This is a genomic window from Miniphocaeibacter halophilus, assembly GCF_016458825.1.
GTDB lineage: Bacteria > Bacillota > Clostridia > Tissierellales > Peptoniphilaceae > Miniphocaeibacter > Miniphocaeibacter halophilus.
This window is the reverse complement of record NZ_CP066744.1, coordinates 968,758-991,018: the sequence shown is the minus strand read 5'-3', so window position 1 is coordinate 991,018 and position 22,261 is coordinate 968,758. Positions and strand designations below refer to the sequence as shown.

The window sequence follows — 22,261 nt, the reverse complement described above, 5'->3', positions numbered from 1 at the left end:
TTAATTTATTATATTTAAATTATAGTCTATATAGACATTGTCACCTATTTTAAAGTCTTTATTATTTAATGTTGTAACTTTTAGTAAATTACCCTTCTTGTCCTTTACTTTATAATTAATAATTTGACCTGTAAAATATTTTTCCAAAATTATAGCATTAGATTTATCTGTAGGTTTTTCTATTGTTATTTTTTCAGGGCGAGTGTAATAATTTGTACCATTTTTTTCTATTATATTAGATGTTCCAATAAAATTTAAGGTAAATAGATTGTTTGGTTTAAAGTAAATATCTTCAGCTGTTCCCATATCGGCAATTTTTCCCTTATCCATTAATATTATTCTATCGGCAATGGAAAAGGCTTCTTCTTGGTCATGGGTTACAAAAATTGTTGTTAAGCTTAACTCATCATGGATTCTTTTTATTTCGGAACGAAGTTCAACTCTTAGCAGTGCATCTAAATTTGAAAGAGGCTCATCTAAAAGTAGTAATTTTGGCTCTACTACTAAACTTCTGGCCAAGGCTACCCTTTGTTTTTCACCACCGCTTAATTCGTTGATTTTTTTGTTTTCATATCCATGTAGTTTTACAAGTTCCATCATTTTAATAGCCATTGAAGAAGCTTGTTTTTTAGCTATATTTTTAAACTTAAGTCCATATTTTATATTTTCAATTACGGTCATATGAGGAAATAGACCATAGGATTGAAAAACAGTAGACACTTCCCTATCTTCAGGAAAAAGATTTGTAATATTTTTATTATCTAGAATTATATTCCCACCATTGATTTTAATAAAACCGCCAATACAATTTAGTACGGTGGTTTTTCCACAACCACTAGGTCCAAGTAAACATATTAATTCCTTTTTATTTATTTCTAAATTAAAATCCTCTAGAATGGTATTTTTACCATAACTCTTTTTTAAATTATCGATTTTTAAAAACATTATTTCTCCTTTTTGGAAATTATTTTATAATAAAGTCCATTTATTAATAGACAGGTTAGTATAATTAAACAGGATAAAACCGAAGCAACTCCATATTTACCACTTTGAACTACATCAAATAAAACCAAGGTTATGAGTTTTTGTGCAGGATAAACTAAAAATATAATAGATCCTATTGTTGTCATCGATGATGTGAAACCATTGACAAAAGTTAAAAATAAACTTTCCTTTGCCATTGGAAGGACTACGTCTTTAAAATCATATAGTCCAAAACCACCTAAATCCTTAACGGAGTTAGTAAGTTCTTTGTTAATTTGAGAAACTGTAGTTAAATTGGTTTTAGTTGCAAAGGGCAATACCTTAAAAATCAAATTAAGTACTACTATGTACACGGTTCCCGTTAACTTTAAGGGTGCCTTGTTAAAGGCTAGAATATATCCTATTCCAAAAAAAGTTCCAGGTACTATATAGGGTAGCGTTGCAATAAAATCTATAAATTTAAAGAACTTTAATTTTCTTATCTGCATATAATATACTATGAATAAACCAAGAAAACTACTTGTAATACCGGCTATTAAGGAATAGACAATACTTCTTACATAGGTAGTGGTAAAATATTGTTTACTGTTATTAAAATGCTCTAAGGTAAAATGTTTTTTTCCACCTATGGATTTAGTAAAGGCGGAAATAAAAATTGAGCTATATTGTATTATTAATATTCCTAAAAATAAAATTGTAATTATTTTAAAAATATTAAAAATTAATCCACTTTTGTTAATTACTATATTATTATCTCCATTGGAAAAACTATTAGTGGAAATATTTTTGAAATTGTTTCTAAAAATAATAAATATAATTATTGCAATTGAAAATAAAACTAAATTTATTAAGGCAGATCTATTAATATCTCCTGCAGAAATAATACTTAAATAGGCTTCTGTGGCTAAAACATTATAGGAACCACCTATTATTGCAGGTGTGGAAAAGTCGGCTAGGCTCCTAACAAAGGTCAGCATAAAAACAACGACTATTCCGGACTTTAAATAGGGTATAATAATATCGGTTATAATATTGTTTGTTTTTGCACCAAGGGATCTTGCACTATTAATTGTTGAAGAATCCATGGTTTTTAAAATACCAATCAAAATTAAAGCATTAAGGGATATAAACCCAACACTTTGCATAAATACAATTCCCGGTAAACCGTAGGGGTTAATTCTTAAATGTAGCAATTCGTAAGTAATAAATCCTCTTCTTCCAAAAAGATTTATGTAGGATAAGGAAGAAATAAACGGTGGCGATATTAAGGTTAAAAACAAGGTAGCATTTATTATTTTTTTAAGTCTTTTTCCCGATATAAACCAATAAATCGCTATTGCTACAGTTACAGTAGTTGTTAATACTGCTGTTAATATAGCCATAAGCAACGAATTATATATTAATTTTTTTTCAGTAATAATAAAGTTAAAAAGTTTAGATAAATTTATACTTCCATCTTCAAATAAAGATTCAATAAAAACAGCTATAAAGGGATATAAAATAAATAAAATTACTACAATTGAAATTGTTAACATGATAAATTTATCTAGGGTTTTATTAAATAATTTTTTATTAAACATATATTCTCCAAAAAAATAAGATGGCAAAAGCCATCTTATTAGTTAGTCATTACTTGCCTTACTTCCAGCAATTTCTTTCCATTTATTTAAAATAGCTTCTCTATCAGAGCCAAAAGTTGATAAATCTTCTTCAATTAATTTATCAGCAGGTAAACCTAAATCAAATCCTTTAATTCCAGGTTTTATTATTTGTGCTGAATCTTTTCCGTCTAATTTAGCTAACTCTTCTAAGTTTTCATCCTCTAACATAAAATCTATAAAAGCTTTAGCAATATCAGCATTTTCACTTCCTTTAAATACAGCTACTCCTTCTGGAACCCAAGGAATCCCATCTTCAGGATATACAACTGTTAAATTTTTTTCTTCAGCTAAGTCAAAAGCTGATTTATCTGCAGGAATTATTCCAACAGCAAATTCACCTTCGGAAGTTTTTTCTTGAGGATCCTTTCCTCTTTTACCGTAAAAGTCTATATTATTATTTAGTTTTTCAATATATTCCCATCCTTCTTCTTCTCCAAACAAATCAAGCAAGCCTTTAAGTGCTGCATAATTTGTTCCTGAAATGGAAGGGTCACTCATAATAACTTCACCTTTTAATTTTTCATTGGTTAAATCTGCCCAAGTTTTAGGAATTTCTATATTTTTTTCCTTCATAACGTCGTTATTAACTAAAAATCCTACAACAGTAAGACCTTTTGAGTACCAGTATCCTTCCGGATCCTTATATTTACTGTCTACTTCTTTAGTTAAGTCTGAATTATGGGCTTCCAATAAGTCGTCGTTTTTAGCGTCCATAAATGCATCAAGTCCGCCACCAAACCATAAATCAGCCATTGGTGTACCACCTTCAGCCCTTACTTTTGCCAAAACTTCTCCACTGGACATAGATAAAAATTCAACTTTTGAATTTGTTTCCTTTGCAAATTTATTAAATAAATCTACATATGCGTCTGAAGTAGTAACAACATTTAAAGTTCTTCCTTCAAAGTCTAAGGAGCTAGACTCTTCAGTGTTTTTTGTAGTAACTACATCTGTTTCTTTAGTATTATCTTTTTGGCTACAAGAAACTAAAAATAAAGAAAATACTAATAAAATAATTAAACTTAATTTTGATTTTTTCATAAACCCTCCTAATTAGCTATATAATATAAATCTACCATTAGAGAAAATATAAGTCAATAAAATTTATTAAAAATCTTAGCAATTTATACAAAAAATCAATTTATACTAGTATGGATTGAATATTTTGAAAAATAAAATACATAATATTTTTTTTAAAAAAATCTTTATGATACAATATTATACAGGAATAAAATTTAAGTAGGTGATTTAACAAGGGTTAAATAGACAAATATATAGGTTTTATTATTTTTATTGCCTGTGACATAAATATATTAAAAAAATATTTTACTTCTTAATAATAGTATATTTATTATTAAAGTAAGTAGTTATTAAATAAAAAATATTAGTGGTATAAATTTATTTAAAGTTTGATTTTTAGTTGTAATAAAGGATTTATAGTTAATTTTTAATCTTATAATTTAGAGTAATTCTAATTTCTTTTTTCGTTAAATAGTTTCGAGAAATAATTTATGTTCATAAGCAATATTAAAATACTTATAATTTAAGTATTTTTTTGTATTATTATTATAAGTAAATACAGTAGGTTTTAGGCTTTATTTTCAAATATATAATTAAATTATAGGGCTGATTTGTAAATATAAAATTTATTTTGTCTTATGTCTGTAATAAAATAATTACCTACATTAGATTTAATATTCAAAAATTAATATAGAGAGAGGGTGACATATGAAAGTTTTATTAGATAAATTCAAAGAGGTTTCTTTTTCTGTGCTACCAATTACACTAATAGTTGTTGTATTGAACTTTACAGTTGCACCGGTGGAAACGGATTTGTTTTTAAGGTTTTTATTAGGAGCATTTATAATAATTATAGGTTTAGCTGTATTTTTATGGGGTGCTGAAATCGGTATTTCGGCTATTGGCTCTTTAATGGGAGAGTATGTGGCTAAATCAAGGAGTATAAAAAAGGTGTTTATAATAGGTTTTGTTTTAGGCTTTCTAATAACTGTAGCAGAACCGGATTTATTGATTTTAGCAAATCAAGTTTCATCAGCAATGGGTGGAGCAATAGCTCCCAACTTAATAGTTGGAGTAGTGTCTGTTGGAGTAGGAGTTTTAGTAGCAGCAGGATTTTTAAGAATATTATTTAATGTAAAGTTCAGTAGGGCATTTGCAGTAATATATGGAATAATTTTTTTAATATTCGCTTTTGTATCTGAAGAATTTCAAGCAATTGCCTTTGATGCATCTGGAGCAACAACTGGGGCAATGACAACTCCTTTCATTTTAGCAATGGGTTTAGGAGTTTCAAAACTCAAAGGTTCAAATGCAGGAGAAGAGGACAGCTTTGGATTAGTAGGAATGGCATCAGCAGGACCTATTCTTGCAGTTATGATAATGAGTTTGGTTTTTGGTGCCGATAAAATTCAAGGTACAGCAGAGATTTTTGAACCAACCAGGGGAATCTTTGGACCGCTTGTAGAAATTTTAGGAAGTACCTTCCTAGAGTCCTTAGTAGCACTTTTACCTATTACATTGTTATTTATAGTCTTTAATTTTGTAGTTTTCAAATTGAGAAAAAGAGAATTTCTTAGAATCATGATAGGAATGATATACACTTACCTAGGTTTAGTTCTCTTCTTAACAGGAGTTAATGCAGGATTTTTAGATGTAGCAAGGCTTATAGGGGCAAAAGTAGCAGGACTGGATAATGCCTTAATATTTCCACTACTAGGGCTTGTAATAGGAATGGTTGTTGTATTAGCAGAACCGGCAGTATATGTATTGTCAAATCAAGTAGAAGAGGTAACAACAGGTTATATTCCTAGAAAGCTTATATTGGCTACCTTATCTATAGGAGTATCTTTAGCAGTATTTTTATCTACATTGAGAATAACTATTCCTGAATTAAAAATCTGGATGATTTTGGTTCCAGGGTTTATAATAGCTATAATACTTAGTTTTTTTGTTCCTCCATTATTTGTAGGTATAGCCTTTGATTCCGGAGGTGTAGCGTCAGGGCCAATGACTGCAACTTTTGTTTTAGCATTTACTCAAGGAGCAGCAGATATGATACCTACAGCAGATGTTTTAAGAGATGGTTTTGGAGTAATAGCCATGGTTGCTATGGTACCAATAATAGCAATAATGATATTAGGTTTATTATTTAAATTCAAAACCAAGAAAGAAGGTGTAGAAAATGTATAATAAAGATATTTCATACAGTGCCTTTTTCGTAGTAGTAGATAAGGGAAAAGCAAGTAAAATATTAGAAGAATCAAAAAAAATAGGTGTAAAAGGTGGTACCATAATCTATGGTACAGGAACAGCAAGTGGCGGACTATTACATTTATTAGAATTATATGAAATAAAAAAAGAAATACTAATAATGGTAATACCAAATGATTTATCAGATAGACTTTTTAAATTATTAAAAGAAGTATTTCATTTTGAAAAACCAAATAAGGGAATTGCTTTTAACATACTTTTAAAAGAAGTAATGGGAAATGTTTGTCAGGAAAATATAGCTAATATTACTAATAGGAGTGAAAAAATGGGTTACGAAGCAGTGTTTGTAATAGTTGAAAGAGGAAATGCTGATGATGTAATAGAATCTGCAGAAAAATCCGGAGCAAGAGGGGCAACAGTAATACATGGACGTGGTTCAGGAATACATGAAAAAGGTTCACTATTTAATATAGTAATAGAGCCTGAAAAGGAAATAGTATTTATGCTTGTTGAATCCAGTAAAACAAATACAATTGTAAGTAGGATAAAAGAAGATTTGGAAATAGATAAACCAGGAAAAGGAATAATCTTTGTAATGAATGTAGAAGATGCTGTTGGTTTAGTAGAATAAAGGAAAATGGATATGTTAGGGCATATCCATTTTTTATTGTCGAATAAAAAAATAACCTATTCAACAATAAAACAAAAAGTTTTAACTAATTAAAGAAATGGGTATAAATGATTTACATTATCAAGGAGGGGTTAAATTGACAAAAATTCATGAAGGTAAAATAGCTCTTATTACAGGAGGTAATTCCGGTTTAGGATTGGCTACTGCAACAACTCTTGCTAAGGAAGGAGCAAAAATAGCTATTGTTGGTAGAAAAGAAGATTCTTTACAGAAAGCAAAAGAAAACATTATTTCAAATGTGCCAAAGGCAGAAGTATTAATTATAAAGGCTGATGTATCCAGTGAAAAAGATACAAAAAAATATGTTGATGCTACAGTAAAGGAATATAGTAGAATAGACTATTTTTTCAATAATGCAGGAATTGAAGGATTACAAGAGCCTATAACGAAATATGATATGGATGTTTATCGTTCAGTAATAGATATAAACTTAATGGGTGTTGTTTACGGTTTAAAATATGTTATAGAGGTTATGGAAAAGCAAGCGAAAGGTACAATTGTTAACACGTCATCAGTTGGTGGATTAAGAGGAGTTGTTAATCAGTCAGCCTATGTAGCATCAAAACATGGAGTGGCAGGTATTACTAAAAATATGGCATCTGAATATGCAGATAAAAATATTAGAGTAAATGCAATATGTCCGGGAGCTATAAAAACACCTATGGTGGAACAAGCTTTTAAAATGATGAATCCTGAAAATCCCGAACAGGCTGAAAGGGAATTTGCTGCAAATAATCCAACTAAAAGACTTGGTGTACCGGAAGAAGTTGCAGATGTAGTTTCATTTTTATTTTCAGAAAAATCCCGGTATATTGTTGGACAAATGATAGTAATCGATGGTGGACAATCAAATCAATATTAATATTAAGAAAAAATAGAGTAAAAGTCTAAATGACTTCCTACTCTATTTTCTTCTTTTTTCAATATAGGACATAATTAAAGATATCATTAATGCGATAAATGCCACTATTAATAGAATATATATTATATAGTCAAAGGTATCAAATTTTTTAAATATGAATTTACGAGTTTTTTCAATAATAATATATAGACAAAAAATAACTCCAGTTACGGATTCTGCAATATCCTTTGATGGAACAAATTTTGTAGTTCTATTATTTTTTAATATTTTTATACTATAAACTGCATAAGCTAAACCTATTCCACATAATAATGCAATTGCAATATAAAAAATTATTTGTGTGTTAAATTGCTTAGTAGAAAAAACAAAATAAATAGATTCTACTAAACTCATGGCAAATAAAATAGAAAATACTATTAATAATCCTATCTTTACTTCTTTTTTCTTTTCCATTACAATCCTTTCTATAAATAAATTAAATATTTAACAAATAATATTGATTTTACTGTATATTATTTTATATATGATGTCAATATTTTATTTTTTTCAAATACTGAAAAATGACGGTTTGCATATTTATTACTTATTAAATATGATATAATTTCATTGTTAGAGAATACTTTTTTTCAATTTTAAGGGGGAACTATTGTTTACTTTAAGGGAATTTTATGAAGCTGATTCCATAAAAGACGCTTATGATATTTTGACTAAGTCAAAAAGGAATATGGTCTTAGGTGGAAATATGTTTTTAAAGATGAGCAATAAAAAATTAGGTGTAGGAATAGATTTATCTAACTTACATTTAAATAAAATAAATATTAATGACAGAATTATTTCAATAGGTACATCAGTAACTCTATCTCAACTAGAAGAAAATAGCTTTTTACAAAGTTATTCAGGTGGAGTTATAAAAAAAATGATAGAAACTATATCGTCAAAACAATTACGTAATATGGCAACTGTAGGTGCTTCGGTATATGCCAATTATGGATTTTCTGATATAGTTCCTGTTTTTTTGGCCTTAAATGCAAGGGTGCATCTATATAATGGCGGTTGGATGAATTTATCTGATTTTATAAATAGAAGGAAAACATCTGGAAACAGAGATATTTTAATAGAAGTGGAAATCCCTATTGAGGAGAGCTTTGCATACTATACAGGTGTAAGGGCTACTGCTGGGGATTTTTGTATTTTAAATTTAACTCTATCAAGAATAAAGGACGAATTTAAAGTAGTTGTAGGAGCCAGACCTATGAAAGCAATAATTGCAGAAAGGACTTCTGAATATATTACAGAACATTACGATATTTTAACCTTCGATGAGCTTGTAAAAAATGCGGGAGAAATTCTTGTTAATGAAGTTGAGTTTGGAACAAATATGAGAGCTTCAAAGGAATACAGAACATATTTATCAAAAGGGTTACTTCAAAAAGCATTAAAGGAGGTTTTAAATGAAAATATCGCTTATGATTAATGAAAAAGAATATGTTACCCATGTAAAACCTGAAGGAATGCTAATTGATGTATTAAGACATTTAGGATTTACAAGTGTAAAAAGAGGGTGTGACTCATCAAGCTGTGGTCTTTGTACAGTTTGGGTTGACGGTCTTCCAATTCTATCCTGTGGATATTTGGCTTTAAGGGCTTTAGGGAAAAATATTACTACAATTGAAGGTGTACAGGAAGAAGCTAAAAAATTCGGAACTTTTTTAGCGGAAGAAGGTGGGGACCAATGTGGTTTTTGTAATCCCGGTTTTATAATGAATGTTATAGCCTTGAAAAGACAGAATAAAAAATTTACCGATGAGGAAATTAAAACATATTTAATGGGAAATCTCTGTAGATGTACAGGCTATGCTAGTCAAATGAGAGCTATACAGAAATATTTAGAGGTATAATATGGGGAATATAGGAAAAAAGATTAAAAAAATAGATAGTGAAGCTATAACTTTAGGAAAACCTATATATACAGAGGACTTGGCTATTAAAAATACATTATGTGTAAAGCTTTTAAGAAGCCCGCATGCTAATGCAATAATAAAGAGTATAGACAAATCCAGAGCTGAAAGAACTGTTGGTGTTGAAGGGGTTTTCACCTATGAAGATGTTCCTAAAAACAGGTTTTGTATGGCCGGGCAAACCTACCCGGAACTATCTCCATATGATAGGTTATTATTGGATAAACATGTTAGGTATGTTGGAGACCCTGTGGCTATTGTAGTTGCTGCAGATGAAAAAATATGTAATAGGGCATTAAATTTAATTAAGGTAAAATATGAGGTTTTAGAACCATTACTGGATTTTGAAAAATCAGAAACAAGTCATATAAAAGTACATTCAGAAGAAGATGGAACTTTTTTTAAAGGCTCTAAGGATTTTGTAAAATATGATCTTTCAAAAAATATTGTTGGAGAAATAAATAAGGTCTTTGGTGAAGATCCGGAAAAAACTTTTGAAGATTCTCCGGTAAAAATAGAAGAAGAATATACCATGCAAGAACAAGCTCATAGTATGATGGAAACCTATAGGTCCTATTCATATTATGATCATTTAATGCGACTTACTGTTATAACATCAACCCAGGTTCCCTTTCATATAAAAAGACAGTTATCGGTGGCTTTGGGAATTCCTGCCTCTAAAATTAGAATAATAAAACCTAGAATAGGTGGAGGCTTTGGTGGTAAGCAAACATCTGTAACTGAAATATACGCAGCCTTTGCAACTATGAAAACCGGAAAACCATGTATGATTAAACTATCAAGAAAAGAAAATTATATAGCTTCAAACACAAGACATAAAATGAAAGTTAAGGTAAAAATTGGAGCAGAAGAGGATGGAAGAATAAATGTAATTGATTTAGATGCCCTATCTGATCAAGGTGCTTATGGAGAACATGGTTTTACTACTTTAGGCCTTGTTGGTGATAAGTCATTACCTCTATACAATAAGTTAAAATCTGCAAGATTTCATGGAAAGGTAGTTTATACCAACAAGGTTCCGGGAGGAGCTTTTAGAGGTTATGGGGCAACACAGGGGTGTTTTGCTGTTGAATCGGCAGTAAATGAATTAGCTAAGAAAATAAACATGGATCCAAGTAAATTAAGGCTTAAAAATATTACAAAAGAAGGGGAGACAACCCTTGCCTATAATCAAAACATTTTAAGTTCAAAGTTGGAAGAATGTATTTTAAAAGGTAGGAAATTAATAGGATGGGAAGAAAAATATCCATCTAAGGTTTTATCAAATGGAAATATTCGTTCTGTAGGAATGGCTATTACTATGCAGGGGTCGGGAATTGCAAATATTGATACTTCAACGGTAAATATTAAATTAAATGAAGAGGGGGATTTTTCTCTTTTAATCAGTGCAACAGACAACGGTGCCGGAGCCGATACGGTTTTAAGTCAAATGGCAGCAGAGATTTTAAAATGCAATATAGATGATATTATTACAATTTCCGCCGATACGGACATTACTCCCTATGACCCAGGTTCTTATGCATCAAGTGGTGTATATGTAACGGGAGGAGCAGTAGTTAGAGCAGCTAATAAATTAAAGAGAAATATTTTAAAAGAAGCTTCAGAAAAAACAGGTATTTATTTTGGAGACATGGACCTTAATAAGGGAATGATTATGACTAATACAGGAAAAGAAGTTATGTCATTAAAAGATCTGGCAGAGGAATTAAGTTCCGGTGCTGAAGGAAAGACCATAATGGGCTCAGGTTCCTTTGGTTCAGACACATCTCCACCACCATATGTAGCCGGCTTTGCAGAGTTAGAAACGGATATTTTAACAGGCCAAGTAAAAGTAGTAAATTATGTTGCAGTAGTGGATTGTGGTACAGTTATTAATGAAAATTTAGCAAGAGTTCAAGTTGAAGGTGGAGTTGTACAGGGAATAGGTTTAGCCTTATATGAAGATGTTGTTTATTCAAAAGAAGGAAGACTTCTAACTGATGAATTCCTACAATATAAAATTCCAACAAGAAAGGATATTGGTGAATTAACAATAGATTTTCAAGAAAGTTATGAGCCTACGGGACCTTTTGGTGCTAAATCCATTGGAGAGGTAGTAATAAATACACCAGCTCCTGCAATAAACGGAGCCTTATTAAATGGTATTGGAACACAGTTTAGTAAATTACCGATTAAGGCAGAGCATGTATTAAAGAAAATAATAGGATATTAATATTAGGCAGTCATATATATGGCTGCTTTTTGGTATAATAAGTAAATAGCATAAATATCTTGTAAAATAATAAAAAAGTACATATAAATTTCGAAAGGAATATAAAATGAAAAAATATTATAGATATAATACGGATTTATGTGATTTATATATAGCAGAGGAAAATTCTCGTATAACAAATATTAGTTTTACAAAAAAATTTGAAGGGCAGCTTCTAGAAACAGAACTTACAAAAGAGGCCTTTAAACAAATAGAAGAATATTTACAAGGTAAAAGAAAGGAATTTGATTTACCTTTAAAAACCAAGGGGACAGATTTTCAAAATAGGGTTTGGAACTCTTTAAAGAAAATACCCTATGGAAAAACCTGTTCCTATGAAGATATAGCTAAGGATATAGGTAATGAAAAAGCTTGTAGAGCTGTTGGTAATGCAAATAATAAAAATCCCATAGTAATAGTTATTCCATGTCATCGGGTAATTGGTAAAAATAGAAAGCTTGTAGGATATGGTGGAGGACTTTCCATAAAGAAAAGATTATTGGAATTAGAGGAAAAATATAGTGAAAATAAAGGTACTAAATAGGGATTTTCTTGTTTGTAAAGTGGAAAATTATGAATATGTAGATTTAAATGATGATTTTATATTTATTGGAAAAACCAATGAGGAAAAATCTTTAGTTTGTGAAGAAAAAAATCTTCCTTCAAATGCCACAGAAATTGAAAAAGATTGGAAATGTATGGTAATAGAAGGAGTTTTAGATTTTTCACTAGTTGGAATAATAGCTAAAATTTCACAGTTGTTATCGAAAATTAAGGTGTCTGTATTTGTTATTTCCACATTTAATACAGATTATATTTTAATAAAAAAAGAAGAGCTTAATAAATCTATAGACGAATTAGAAAGAAATGGTTATGAAATTACAGAGGAATAAAAAAATGCCAGTAAAGTATTTATTATTATTTGTTTTACTTATTTTTATAGTCTTTACTATATATGAAAACTTTAGCCTTGGTATAACAGAAATTACCTATGAAAATAAAAAAATCCCCAAGAGTTTTAATAATTATAGAATTTTACAAATATCTGATTATCATAATAAAAAATTTCTCCAAGAAGAATATTTTTTAAACAAGGTAAAGTCTACAAAACCGGATATTATTTTAATTACTGGAGATATTATTAACAGTAGAAATCCTAAATATAAAGTAGTGGAAAAAACCTTAGAGGAAATTATAAAAATTGCACCTGTTTACTATGTTACAGGAAATCATGAATCAAGATTAGAGGAATTTCCACAATTTATAGAAAAAATGAAAAATATAGGAGTAGAAGTTCTTGAGGATTCCTCTTTAGAAGTGCAAAAAGAAAATTCTAAAATAAATATTATTGGAGTAAATGACCCGGCATATTATGGGAAAAAGCATTTATTTAGTAAAGTAAGGGACTTAATAAAAGAAGATGACTTTAACATATTATTATCTCATAGACCTGAATATTTTAAAGAATATGTAAAACTTGGTGTAGATTTAGTGTTTTCCGGTCATGCCCATGGTGGTCAAATAAAAATTCCCTTTATTGGAGCAGTATTAGCACCAAATCAAGGGTTTTTTCCGGATTATGCAGAAGGTTTACATAGGAAGGATAATACAAGCCTAATAATTAGTCGGGGAATAGGCAGTAGTTTAATACCAATAAGGGTATTTAACCAAGGGGAATTAGTCGTTGTAGAATTAAGGAGTAAGTAAATTACTCTGGAATAAATTGGAGTAGAAGATGAAATCAACAGCATTTATATTAATGATTATAACAGTAGTTTCAAAAGTTTTAGGATTTTTAAAAAGTGTATTATTAGCCAAGTATTTTGGAACTGGAATGGTAGCGGATGCCTTTAATTTTTCATTACAAATACCAACAATTATATTTGCATTTATAGCATCAGGAATAGCAACGGGGTTTATTCCAATTTATAAAAAATTGGAAAAGGAAGAAGGCTATTTAATAGCAAATAGATTTACCAGTAATTTAGGAAATATTAGTATTGTAATAGGTATAATACTTTTGGTTTTTTCTGAAATATTTGCAGGTGTCTTAACAAAAATATATAAATTTACTCCTGAAACCCACAACTTAGCAGTTAATTTTTTAAGAATTACCTTAATTAGTCTTGTTGCAACATCAATTTCTACTGTATACCAAGGTTATTTACACGCTAAGAATAAGTTTATAGTTCCTGCCTTACAAGTATTTATTTTGAATACTTTTATTATAATAGCAATAATACTTGGTGCAAAAATTAATATTTATCTACTTCCTATAGGACTTTGTATTGGTACTATTGTGCAGTATGCTCCCTATATTCCGGCTGTAAAAAATACAGGCTTTAAGTGGACAGCAAAAATCGACTTAAAAGATGAAAATATAAAAAGGATGATCTATCTGGCCTTACCGGTAATATTTGGAGTATCTATTAACAGCATTGGAAAATTAATAGATCAAGGTCTAGCTACCTATTATTTATCAGATGGCGGACTGTCCATTATGTACTATGGTTCACAGTTAAGTGAACTTGTAAATGCAGTTGTAATAGGGGCAGTGTCAACTGTAGCCTACACTACCTTAAGTTCAAATGCTGCAGACGGAAAAATAAGTAAATTTAAAAATAGTATACTATCATCTTTAAACTCAATGAATATTTTAATATATCCTGCAATAGTAGGTTTAATAATTTTTGCAAGGCCTATTGTAAATGTAGTTTTTAATAGGGGGGAGTGGAAACCGGAAGCTACTCCATTAACAATTTTAACCCTACAATTTTATTCTTTAGGGTTAGTTGGAATAGCCTTTATGAATATATTTTCCAAGGCTTTTTTCTCACTAAGGGATACAAGAACGCCAACTGTTAATTCCTTATTTACCTTAGTAATAGATTTGGTTTTAAGTGTATTAGCAGCAAATGTTATTGGACTACCGGGGCTGGCATTAGGTACATCCTTAGGCTCTATAATTGGAGCTGGAATGTTAATAATAAGACTTAGGAAGAAAATTGGAAAATTTAATGGAACCAAAGAATTTATTATAGAAAACTTAAAAATGCTAGCAGCAAGTTTAATAATGGGGTTAATATCTTACCTTGTATATGGATTATTAGTAGATAAATTAGCAACAATACTTAGTTTAATAGCTGCTATTATTGTAGCAGTAGTAGTTTATTTTGTTTTAATTCATATATTTAAAGTAGAAGAGTTGGAAAATATAATAAGTGGATTTAAAAGTAAAATAAATAATATTTTAAAGAAATAAAACTAAGAGACGTAGAGTTAATCTGCGTCTTTTTAAATTTATTTAATACTGCTTGTTGAAAAATTATATTTAAAAACATTACTTTAGTCATTAAGTGTGAAAAAGCATTGAAAAAGCAATTGATATAGTGTACTATTAAATAGATACAAAAGGGAGGTATAATATGTTAGATGTTATTGGACTTAGTAAAAAATATAATAAAACACTAGCAGTAGATAATGTTAGTTTTGATATACAAAATGGTACAGTTGGAGTTTTAATTGGACCAAATGGCTCAGGTAAATCTACAATAATAAAGTCTGTAGCCGGGCTTTTAAGATATACAGGAGAAATAAAAATAAATAACCTACCAAATAAAGACATAGAGGCAAAAAAGGTTTTTGGTTATATTCCGGAAATACCGGCAATGTTTCCACTATTAACAGTAAGGGAACACATAGTATATATTTTAAAGGCCTATGGATTAGAAATAGATAATGAAAAAATTGATTCTCTTTTAAAAAGATTTGACCTAACGGATAAACAGGACAAATTAGGGGATGAACTTTCAAAAGGTATGATGCAAAAAGTTAGTATATGTTGTGCCTTAGCAGTTGAACCGGAAGTAATAATGTTAGATGAACCAATGGTTGGTTTAGACCCTAAGGCAATTAAAGAATTGAAAATCATAATAAAAGAATTAAAGGAAAAAAATTGTACTATTTTAATAAGTACCCATATGCTGGAAATGGTTGAAGATGTTTGGGATATGATGATACTTATGAAAGAAGGAAGAAAAGTAGGACAATATTATAAAAATCAAATGGGAGATAAGGACTTAGAGGAATTATTCTTTGAATTAACAGGAGAAGAAGATGAATAAGGGATTTTTATATTATTATAAGAGAACTTTTATTAACAGGTTAAAGAACTTTAAAAGAAGGCCTTTAAAGAGCATAGGAATGATTTTTCTTGTACTGTATTTTATTATGATACCATTCTTTTTCAAAGATATAATTAAAACCTTTGGTTTAGATAATGTTAAAGGATATATTTCAATATATGCCTTGTTATTAATATTTTTAGAATTACCTTCAAGCTTAACCTATTTAAAAAGAAAGGGCCTTGTATTTAAAGAAGCGGATATTAATTTTATTTTTTCAGGCCCCAGTTCACCAAAATCTATAATAGTTTATGGAATGGCAAAATATTTACTGATATATATTGTTGAATATATAATTTTCTTTGTAGCAGCTGTATTTATTTTTAATATTCCGCTTTTAAAAGCTTCGATAATTGCAATAACAGGATTGATATTTTCAAATCTTATACAAATATCCTTAGCAGTAATTATGTATGGAAATGAAAGTTTAACAAACAAGGGAAAGAATATTATAAAGTATATTGTATTTGGAATACTTCTAGTCATATTAACTTTATTGGCCTATAAAATAATACAAGAGGGTTTTAGTGTAAAAAATATTATGAATTTCCTAACAGGAGATCTTATATTAATAATTCCTATATTCGGCTGGGAAATAGGATTTTTAAAATTTGTTTTAATAGGACCTAGTACTTTTAATGTTATAGCCAGTATTTTATACTTTACTTCAGGAATAGTATTATTTACCATAGCTAAGAAAATGAAATCCACCGGACAATTTTATGAAGATGCCATGTCCTTTTCAGAGGAATATGAAAAAGCTATGCAGAAAAGCAAGGATGGCGGCATTCATGTAGTGGGAGAAAAAACAAAAGCTAGAAAAATAGATTTTTCAACAAAGGGGAAATTATCAAAGGCAATTTTTTATAAACAAGTAGATGAATTTAAAAAGATTTCCCTATTAAGCAGGTATGGGAAAGCTATAATATTTTTAACCATAAGTGTAATTTTTGGAATAATATTTAAAATGGAAGATGCAAAAATCGATGTAAAAACTATGGCAATTGTTATTTATGGAGCATCAGCATATATGGCAATATTTTTCAGAAAAATGAATTCTTGGAGAAAAGAATTTGATAATTACTATATATATTTAATTCCGGACACTACAAAAAACAAGGTGTTTTATGCTACACTACTACAAAATATAAAGAATTTAATACAGGGACTTGCCTTGGTGCTACCAATTAATTTAATATTTGGTCTACCCTTATACCTTATTCCCTTAAATGCAATACTGTATTTTATGGTTCACGCTACAATACTATATGTTGACTTAATATTACGGGAGGTAATTGGTGGAAAAATCGGTAAGACAATTGCAGAATTTATTATGCTAGGAATAGATATGCTAGTTCTAGTACTGGGAGGTTTCCTTTTAGGTCTTTTCCTTAGTATTACTAAAAATATTTTCATCGTATATTTAGTAGTATTAGCATTTTTATTTATTATGTCCCTTATAGGATTAAGCTTAAGTTCAAAACTATATGGAAATATGGAATTTGTAAACGAAGAATAGTCTATGGCTCTGCCATAGGCTTTTTTTATTGTATATTTGCAGAAGTTCATAAGAATAATATATATTTAATTGGTATAATATATAATTAACAAGTTTAATAGGAGTTAAATATGAAAAAGAAAAGAATAGCATTTGGAATTATTATATTTATAATTGTAGGAATTTTAGGGGTATTTACATACAAAATCATTAGAGATCCCAAAATTGAAGATTACAATTATTTTTGGGAAACTTTAGAAGAGGCTTTTCCCTACTATAGTTTTTTAAATGAGGACAATAGATTAGAGAAAATAAAAGAAGAACATAAAGTTAAATTAGATGACTTGGATTATGGAAATAAAGATAAAATTATAAATTTTTATAATAATATTATTTATAATATTACAAATGGTAGAACTATAGCCCATTTAGGAGCTTATGAAAAGGGACAGTATATGAGTCTTTTAAAATATTCATATTTATATGAAGAAATAAATAAACTTCAAAAAGAAGAACAAATAGAGTATTTTTATAAATCATTTGGAGGAGATAAAAAATCTATAGAAAAAGATTTAGAAGAAATATTACAGTCTTTAAAATATGAAGAGAAAAAACTAGATAGTATTGTACAAAACAAAAGGATACAAGCTTTTTATAATATTACAGAAGAAGATACTAAATATTTAAGAAATACAGTAAAGAAGGAACTAGGATTAGAAGCTGAAAATAATAGTACTTTGAAAGCTGCAGAAGCTTATATGAATTCTAATATTGAAAAATCAATTTATATAAGATTATACAGTTTTGATCCCACAGCTACAGATGATGATTGTTATAATAGGATTATAAATTTTATTAAGAGTAATAATGAAAAAGAAAATTTAATTATTGATATACGGGGAAATGGTGGAGGGGATTCTCAGTATTGGATGAGAATTATGAAATATTTAATTAAAAAACCTGAAAGTGCTAAAAGTATTAGCTTATTCAAAGAAAATAAAATATTAGAAAAATACTACAAGGTGCCTAAAGATTATAGAAAATATATTAGGGATTTAGATGAAAAAGATATTGTAAAATTTAAATACAGTAAGGACTTTGACTTTATTTTAGAAAAGACAGGAACAAGTTTAAAACCCTTTGGCGAAGAACCAATATTTAATGGTAGAATCTGGGTTTTAGTAGATGAAGGTGTATATTCAGCTGCAATGGATTTTATGGATTTTTGTAACTCCATAGACTATATAACAACAGTAGGAAGAAATGCCGGCGGTGGTATGAATGTAGGAGATTGTTATTTAGCCTTACCTAATTGTGGGCTGGTTTATATATTTGATTTGTCTGTAAGGCTAAATAAGGAATTTCTACCTACTGATATTTATGGAGTATCACCGGATATTTATACAGAAGATGATGCTTTAGAATATGTGAAAAAGGAAATAGAAAAATGATTTAAAGGTGGATATACGAATATTTTAAAAAAAGGAGCAACTATGCTAACTCATTGTGGGACTAGGAAAATAAATACAGATAGGTTGTTGTTACGACCATTTAAATATGATGATTATAGGGACATGTCGGATAATTGGATTGGTGATATTAAAATACAGTCCATGCTTTCAGAGCCGGCATATACTACTAAGGATGAGGTTATTTCCTTACTGGATAATTATATTTCATCTTATGAAAAAGAAGATTATTACAGATGGGCAATAGTGGAAAAGGAATCACAAAGTTGTATTGGACAAATTGCAATTTTCCTTGTTGACAATAAAAATCATTTTTGTGAAATAGAATATTGTATTGGCAGCTTATTTCAAAGAAAAGGCTATTGCACTGAAGCTGTAAAGGAAATAATAGACTATGGTTTTTCCAAAATTAATATGCATAAAATACAGGTATGTCATAAGGAAAATAATATGGCTTCTAAAGGAGTAATTGAAAAATGTGGTTTCAAATATGAAGGAACACTAAGAGATTATTTCTTTATAGATGGGAAATATGTAGACAGGTTTTATTACTCTATGTTAAGAGATGAATGGAAAAATTAAGTAAATGTTAACATAATATGCATTTTGTAAGGTAAATGTAATATTTAAAAAGTCTAATGTTATATAATTTAATCAACAAGTCTTAGTATGGGAGTTAAAAATGAAAAAGAAATTTATATTATTGACTTTTTTAGCTTTTGCTGTAATGGTGTTTTCTAGTTGTAATAAAAATAGTAATAAAGAGACAGAAAATAATTGGGATATTAGTAACGAAGAGAAAATTAAGCAATTGGAAAGTTTAAATAAAGACTATGAAGAAAACTTTAAAAGTCTCGAAGGGTTTATTGAAAAAACCTTAGGTTATTTAACAGAAGAAGAAATTAAAGAGTTAGCTAAGGATGAAGTTAAGTATAATATACTTATTGATGATAAGGAAATTAAAGATAATTTTATTACAGTAAGTAGAAAGGATTTTAAGCTTGTATTTAGTGAGAAGATGACAGGCGGAGCTATTATAAATACAAAAATTAATAATTTAGGTCTACTTGAAGGCAATAGATATGAAGAACATATGAAAATAGTTGGTACAGATAATTATAAAACCAACTATGGTTCAGGAACTATTGTTAATGCTGTAGAATATGATTTTAAAGATATTGCATCTGAAACGGAATTTCAGTTGGAATTGACTAAGGAATTACAAGAAAGACTTGGACTTGAAAATAATATTATTAAAGTTTCTGTAAAATATTAAAAAGTAGCCATGGCTACTTTTTAATATTTTATTTTTTATAAAAATCTAATTTATTCGGATGTTATTACTTCAATAATAAAGCTTAAAATAAAAATAATATATATTTTCTTATTCCATTTTCAAGGTCATAGCATTAATTGCTACAATAATTGTACTCATTGACATTAGTATTGCGCCGACAGCTGGACTTAACAATATTCCGACAGGTGCTAATATACCGGCGGCAAGAGGTATAGCTATAATATTATAACCTGCTCCCCACCAAATATTTTGAACCATTTTTCTTTGAGTGTTTTTTGCTAAAGTAAGAAAATGTAAAATATCTGAAGGATCACTTTTAACTAATATAACATCTGCTGATTCTATGGCAACATCTGTACCTGCACCTATAGCAACTCCTATATTGGCTCGGGCAAGACTTGGAGCGTCATTTATTCCGTCACCGACCATCATTACAGTATTTCCTTCTTCTTCATATTCCCTTATTATTTTTTCTTTGTCCTCTGGTAAAAGTCCGGCAAAAATATCTTCTATACCAAGTTGCTTTGCAACGTTATTAGCCACTTGTTTATTGTCACCTGTTAACATAACAGGTTTTATTCCTAAGGATTTTAAATCATCTATCATTTTTTTAGCACCGGATTTAATATTATCTCCTTGAGCTACAAGTCCAATATTTTTATTGTCAATTAGTAAGAAACTTATTGAATTACCTTGTGAGGACAATTCTTCGAATAAGTTATAATCAAATTTGATTTTATTATTTACCAGATAATTAGAACTTGTAATTTTAATATCTTTTCCGTCAATTTTTCCTTCCAAACCTATTCCCGGTAGATTTTTCACATTGTCAACTGTTGGTAATTTTAAATTAAGTTCTTTAGCTTTATTCATTATTCCAATGGAAAGTGGGTGGTTGGAGTTTTGTTCCAATGCAGCCATATATTCCAATATATTTTCATCGGTATAGGATTTATTAAAGGAAATATATTTATTTACAGTAAAATTACCTTCTGTTAAAGTTCCTGTTTTATCCATTACAATTATATTAATATTTTTTGCTATTTCCAGTGCTTCTCTATTTTTTATTAATAGACCGTTTTTTGCAGCTAGGGAGGTAGACTTAGCTGTAACTAAAGGTATTGCAAGGCCAAGGGCGTGAGGACATGCAATTACCAACACTGTAACAGTTCTTTCCAAGGCGTTGTTAAAGTCCCTTGTAAGAAAAAACCATATTATTAAGGCCAATAGTCCAACTATTACAGCTACATAAAAAAGTATTTTTGCAACCTTGTCCGATAATACCTCTACTTTTGATTTGTCCTTTTGTGCGTTACTAACCAGGGTCATTACCTGGGATAGGTAGCCGGATTCCCCTGTTCCTGTTACTTCAACTGTAATTGTTCCTGAACCATTTATGGAACCGCCAATGACCTTGTCATTAATATTTTTTAAAACATCTTTTGCTTCACCGGTAATCATAGATTCATTTACTGTTGTCCGTCCTGTAATAACTATTCCGTCAACAGGAATTTTATCGCCGGACCTTACTAAAACCCTTTCTCCGATTTTTATATCTTTAAGGGGAATTTCTCTTGTATTTCCATTTTCATCAATTACCAGTGCAGAACTTGGTAGTAGTTCAGCCATTTTTTGTAAGGCATTACTTGCATTGTCAACAGCGTTCATTTCTATCCAGTGACCCAGTAACATAATAACAATTAAAGTAGCCAGTTCCCAAAAAAAGTCCATTACATGGGTACTGCTTTTTAAAATATTATTTAAAATGAAGGCGTACAAACTGTATATATATGAAACGGTAATACCTAGGGAAATTAAGGTCATCATTGCAGGGTTTTTCATTTGCAATTCCATTTTAGCTCCCTTTAAAAAAGGCATGCCTCCATAGAAAAACAAAATAGTTGCTAAAATTAGAACAACCCACTGAGAACCATTAAAGGTAAACTGAAAAGGTAAATTAAGTCCCATCATTGGAGATAGGAAAATAATAGGAATTGTTAGAATTAAAGAAATAAAAAACTTGATTTTTAAATTCCCCATATGCATTGAATGGTCCATACTACTATGTTGGGAATGATTATGCTCTAAATGGTGGTCTTTTTCATTTTCGAAATTATTTTTTTTAGACATTTATACCTCCATAAGTTTTATATT

At 29.2% G+C, this 22,261-nt stretch carries 20 protein-coding genes; 15 read left to right on the top strand and 5 right to left on the bottom strand.

The genetic code is table 11. The annotated features are described in order from the left end of the window. From JFY71_RS04855 to JFY71_RS04845, 3 genes are read right to left on the bottom strand one after another with little or no spacing between them, the layout of a single operon-like run. Entirely contained in the window at positions 1-945 is a 945-nt protein-coding gene (locus tag JFY71_RS04855) for an ABC transporter ATP-binding protein (protein ID WP_243661917.1), read from the bottom strand. After that, the gene (locus JFY71_RS04850) at positions 945-2,564 is read right to left on the bottom strand and encodes an ABC transporter permease (protein WP_243661916.1); all 1,620 of its coding nucleotides are present in this window, start codon (positions 2,562-2,564) and stop codon (positions 945-947) included. The genes JFY71_RS04855 and JFY71_RS04850 overlap by 1 nt, the downstream gene beginning before the upstream one ends. Positions 2,565-2,606: 42 nt before the next feature. Beyond that, entirely contained in the window at positions 2,607-3,686 is a 1,080-nt protein-coding gene (locus JFY71_RS04845) for an ABC transporter substrate-binding protein (protein WP_243661915.1), read from the bottom strand. 687 nt (positions 3,687-4,373) lie between these two features. Between JFY71_RS04845 and JFY71_RS04840 the strand changes: the two genes are divergently transcribed. The 3 genes from JFY71_RS04840 (at position 4,374) to JFY71_RS04830 (ending at position 7,429) form a co-directional block, all read left to right on the top strand. Beyond that, entirely contained in the window at positions 4,374-5,855 is a 1,482-nt protein-coding gene (locus JFY71_RS04840; RefSeq protein ID WP_243661914.1) for a DUF1538 domain-containing protein, read from the top strand. Further along, positions 5,848-6,507, top strand: a complete 660-nt coding sequence (locus JFY71_RS04835; RefSeq protein ID WP_243661913.1) for a P-II family nitrogen regulator — start codon at positions 5,848-5,850, stop codon at positions 6,505-6,507. Before JFY71_RS04840 ends, JFY71_RS04835 begins: the two co-directional genes overlap by 8 nt. A 136-nt stretch (positions 6,508-6,643) precedes the next feature. Beyond that, a complete protein-coding gene (locus JFY71_RS04830) occupies positions 6,644-7,429 on the top strand; it encodes a glucose 1-dehydrogenase (protein WP_243661912.1) in 786 nt (261 codons plus the stop codon). A 42-nt stretch (positions 7,430-7,471) separates the two neighbouring features. On the opposite strand, the gene JFY71_RS04825 is transcribed toward JFY71_RS04830, so the two are convergent. Next, on the bottom strand, positions 7,472-7,882 hold the full coding sequence (locus JFY71_RS04825; protein WP_243661911.1) for a hypothetical protein: 411 nt from the start codon (positions 7,880-7,882) through the stop codon (positions 7,472-7,474). 193 nt (positions 7,883-8,075) lie between these two features. Here JFY71_RS04825 and JFY71_RS04820 point away from each other — a divergent pair, with 193 nt between their 5' ends. The 12 genes from JFY71_RS04820 to JFY71_RS04765 all read left to right on the top strand — a co-directional run bounded on the left by JFY71_RS04820 (position 8,076) and on the right by JFY71_RS04765 (position 20,086). Then, positions 8,076-8,903 carry an FAD binding domain-containing protein gene (locus tag JFY71_RS04820; RefSeq protein ID WP_243661910.1) on the top strand — a complete coding sequence of 276 codons (828 nt, stop codon included), beginning with the start codon at positions 8,076-8,078 and terminating at the stop codon, positions 8,901-8,903. Next, a complete protein-coding gene (locus tag JFY71_RS04815) occupies positions 8,881-9,327 on the top strand; it encodes a (2Fe-2S)-binding protein (protein ID WP_243661909.1) in 447 nt (148 codons plus the stop codon). Before JFY71_RS04820 ends, JFY71_RS04815 begins: the two co-directional genes overlap by 23 nt. Position 9,328: 1 nt before the next feature. Then, entirely contained in the window at positions 9,329-11,620 is a 2,292-nt protein-coding gene (locus JFY71_RS04810; protein WP_243661908.1) for a xanthine dehydrogenase family protein molybdopterin-binding subunit, read from the top strand. 106 nt (positions 11,621-11,726) lie between these two features. Next, a complete protein-coding gene (locus JFY71_RS04805) occupies positions 11,727-12,203 on the top strand; it encodes a methylated-DNA--[protein]-cysteine S-methyltransferase (RefSeq protein WP_243661907.1) in 477 nt (158 codons plus the stop codon). Further along, a complete protein-coding gene (locus tag JFY71_RS04800; protein ID WP_243661906.1) occupies positions 12,181-12,552 on the top strand; it encodes an ACT domain-containing protein in 372 nt (123 codons plus the stop codon). The genes JFY71_RS04805 and JFY71_RS04800 overlap by 23 nt, the downstream gene beginning before the upstream one ends. Positions 12,553-12,556: 4 nt before the next feature. Next, positions 12,557-13,366 carry a metallophosphoesterase gene (locus JFY71_RS04795; RefSeq protein ID WP_243661905.1) on the top strand — a complete coding sequence of 270 codons (810 nt, stop codon included), beginning with the start codon at positions 12,557-12,559 and terminating at the stop codon, positions 13,364-13,366. A 28-nt stretch (positions 13,367-13,394) separates the two neighbouring features. Beyond that, positions 13,395-14,921 carry a murein biosynthesis integral membrane protein MurJ gene (gene murJ / locus JFY71_RS04790; protein WP_243661904.1) on the top strand — a complete coding sequence of 509 codons (1,527 nt, stop codon included), beginning with the start codon at positions 13,395-13,397 and terminating at the stop codon, positions 14,919-14,921. Between the two features lie 163 nt (positions 14,922-15,084). Continuing rightward, positions 15,085-15,783, top strand: a complete 699-nt coding sequence (locus tag JFY71_RS04785) for an ABC transporter ATP-binding protein (protein ID WP_243661903.1) — start codon at positions 15,085-15,087, stop codon at positions 15,781-15,783. Then, positions 15,776-17,362 (top strand): putative ABC exporter domain-containing protein, encoded by a 1,587-nt coding sequence (locus tag JFY71_RS04780; protein WP_243661902.1) that lies wholly within the window; start codon positions 15,776-15,778, stop codon positions 17,360-17,362. The genes JFY71_RS04785 and JFY71_RS04780 overlap by 8 nt, the downstream gene beginning before the upstream one ends. A gap of 110 nt (positions 17,363-17,472) precedes the next feature. After that, on the top strand, positions 17,473-18,792 hold the full coding sequence (locus tag JFY71_RS04775) for a S41 family peptidase (protein ID WP_243661901.1): 1,320 nt from the start codon (positions 17,473-17,475) through the stop codon (positions 18,790-18,792). A gap of 42 nt (positions 18,793-18,834) precedes the next feature. Further along, positions 18,835-19,392: a GNAT family N-acetyltransferase gene (locus JFY71_RS04770; RefSeq protein ID WP_243661900.1), complete on the top strand. Its 558-nt coding sequence runs from the start codon at positions 18,835-18,837 to the stop codon at positions 19,390-19,392. A gap of 100 nt (positions 19,393-19,492) precedes the next feature. Next, on the top strand, positions 19,493-20,086 hold the full coding sequence (locus JFY71_RS04765) for a hypothetical protein (RefSeq protein WP_243661899.1): 594 nt from the start codon (positions 19,493-19,495) through the stop codon (positions 20,084-20,086). Positions 20,087-20,194: 108 nt separating this feature from the next. Here JFY71_RS04765 and JFY71_RS04760 read toward each other — a convergent pair whose 3' ends face one another. Further along, positions 20,195-22,237: a heavy metal translocating P-type ATPase gene (locus JFY71_RS04760; protein ID WP_243661898.1), complete on the bottom strand. Its 2,043-nt coding sequence runs from the start codon at positions 22,235-22,237 to the stop codon at positions 20,195-20,197. Between the last annotated feature and the right edge of the window lie 24 nt (positions 22,238-22,261).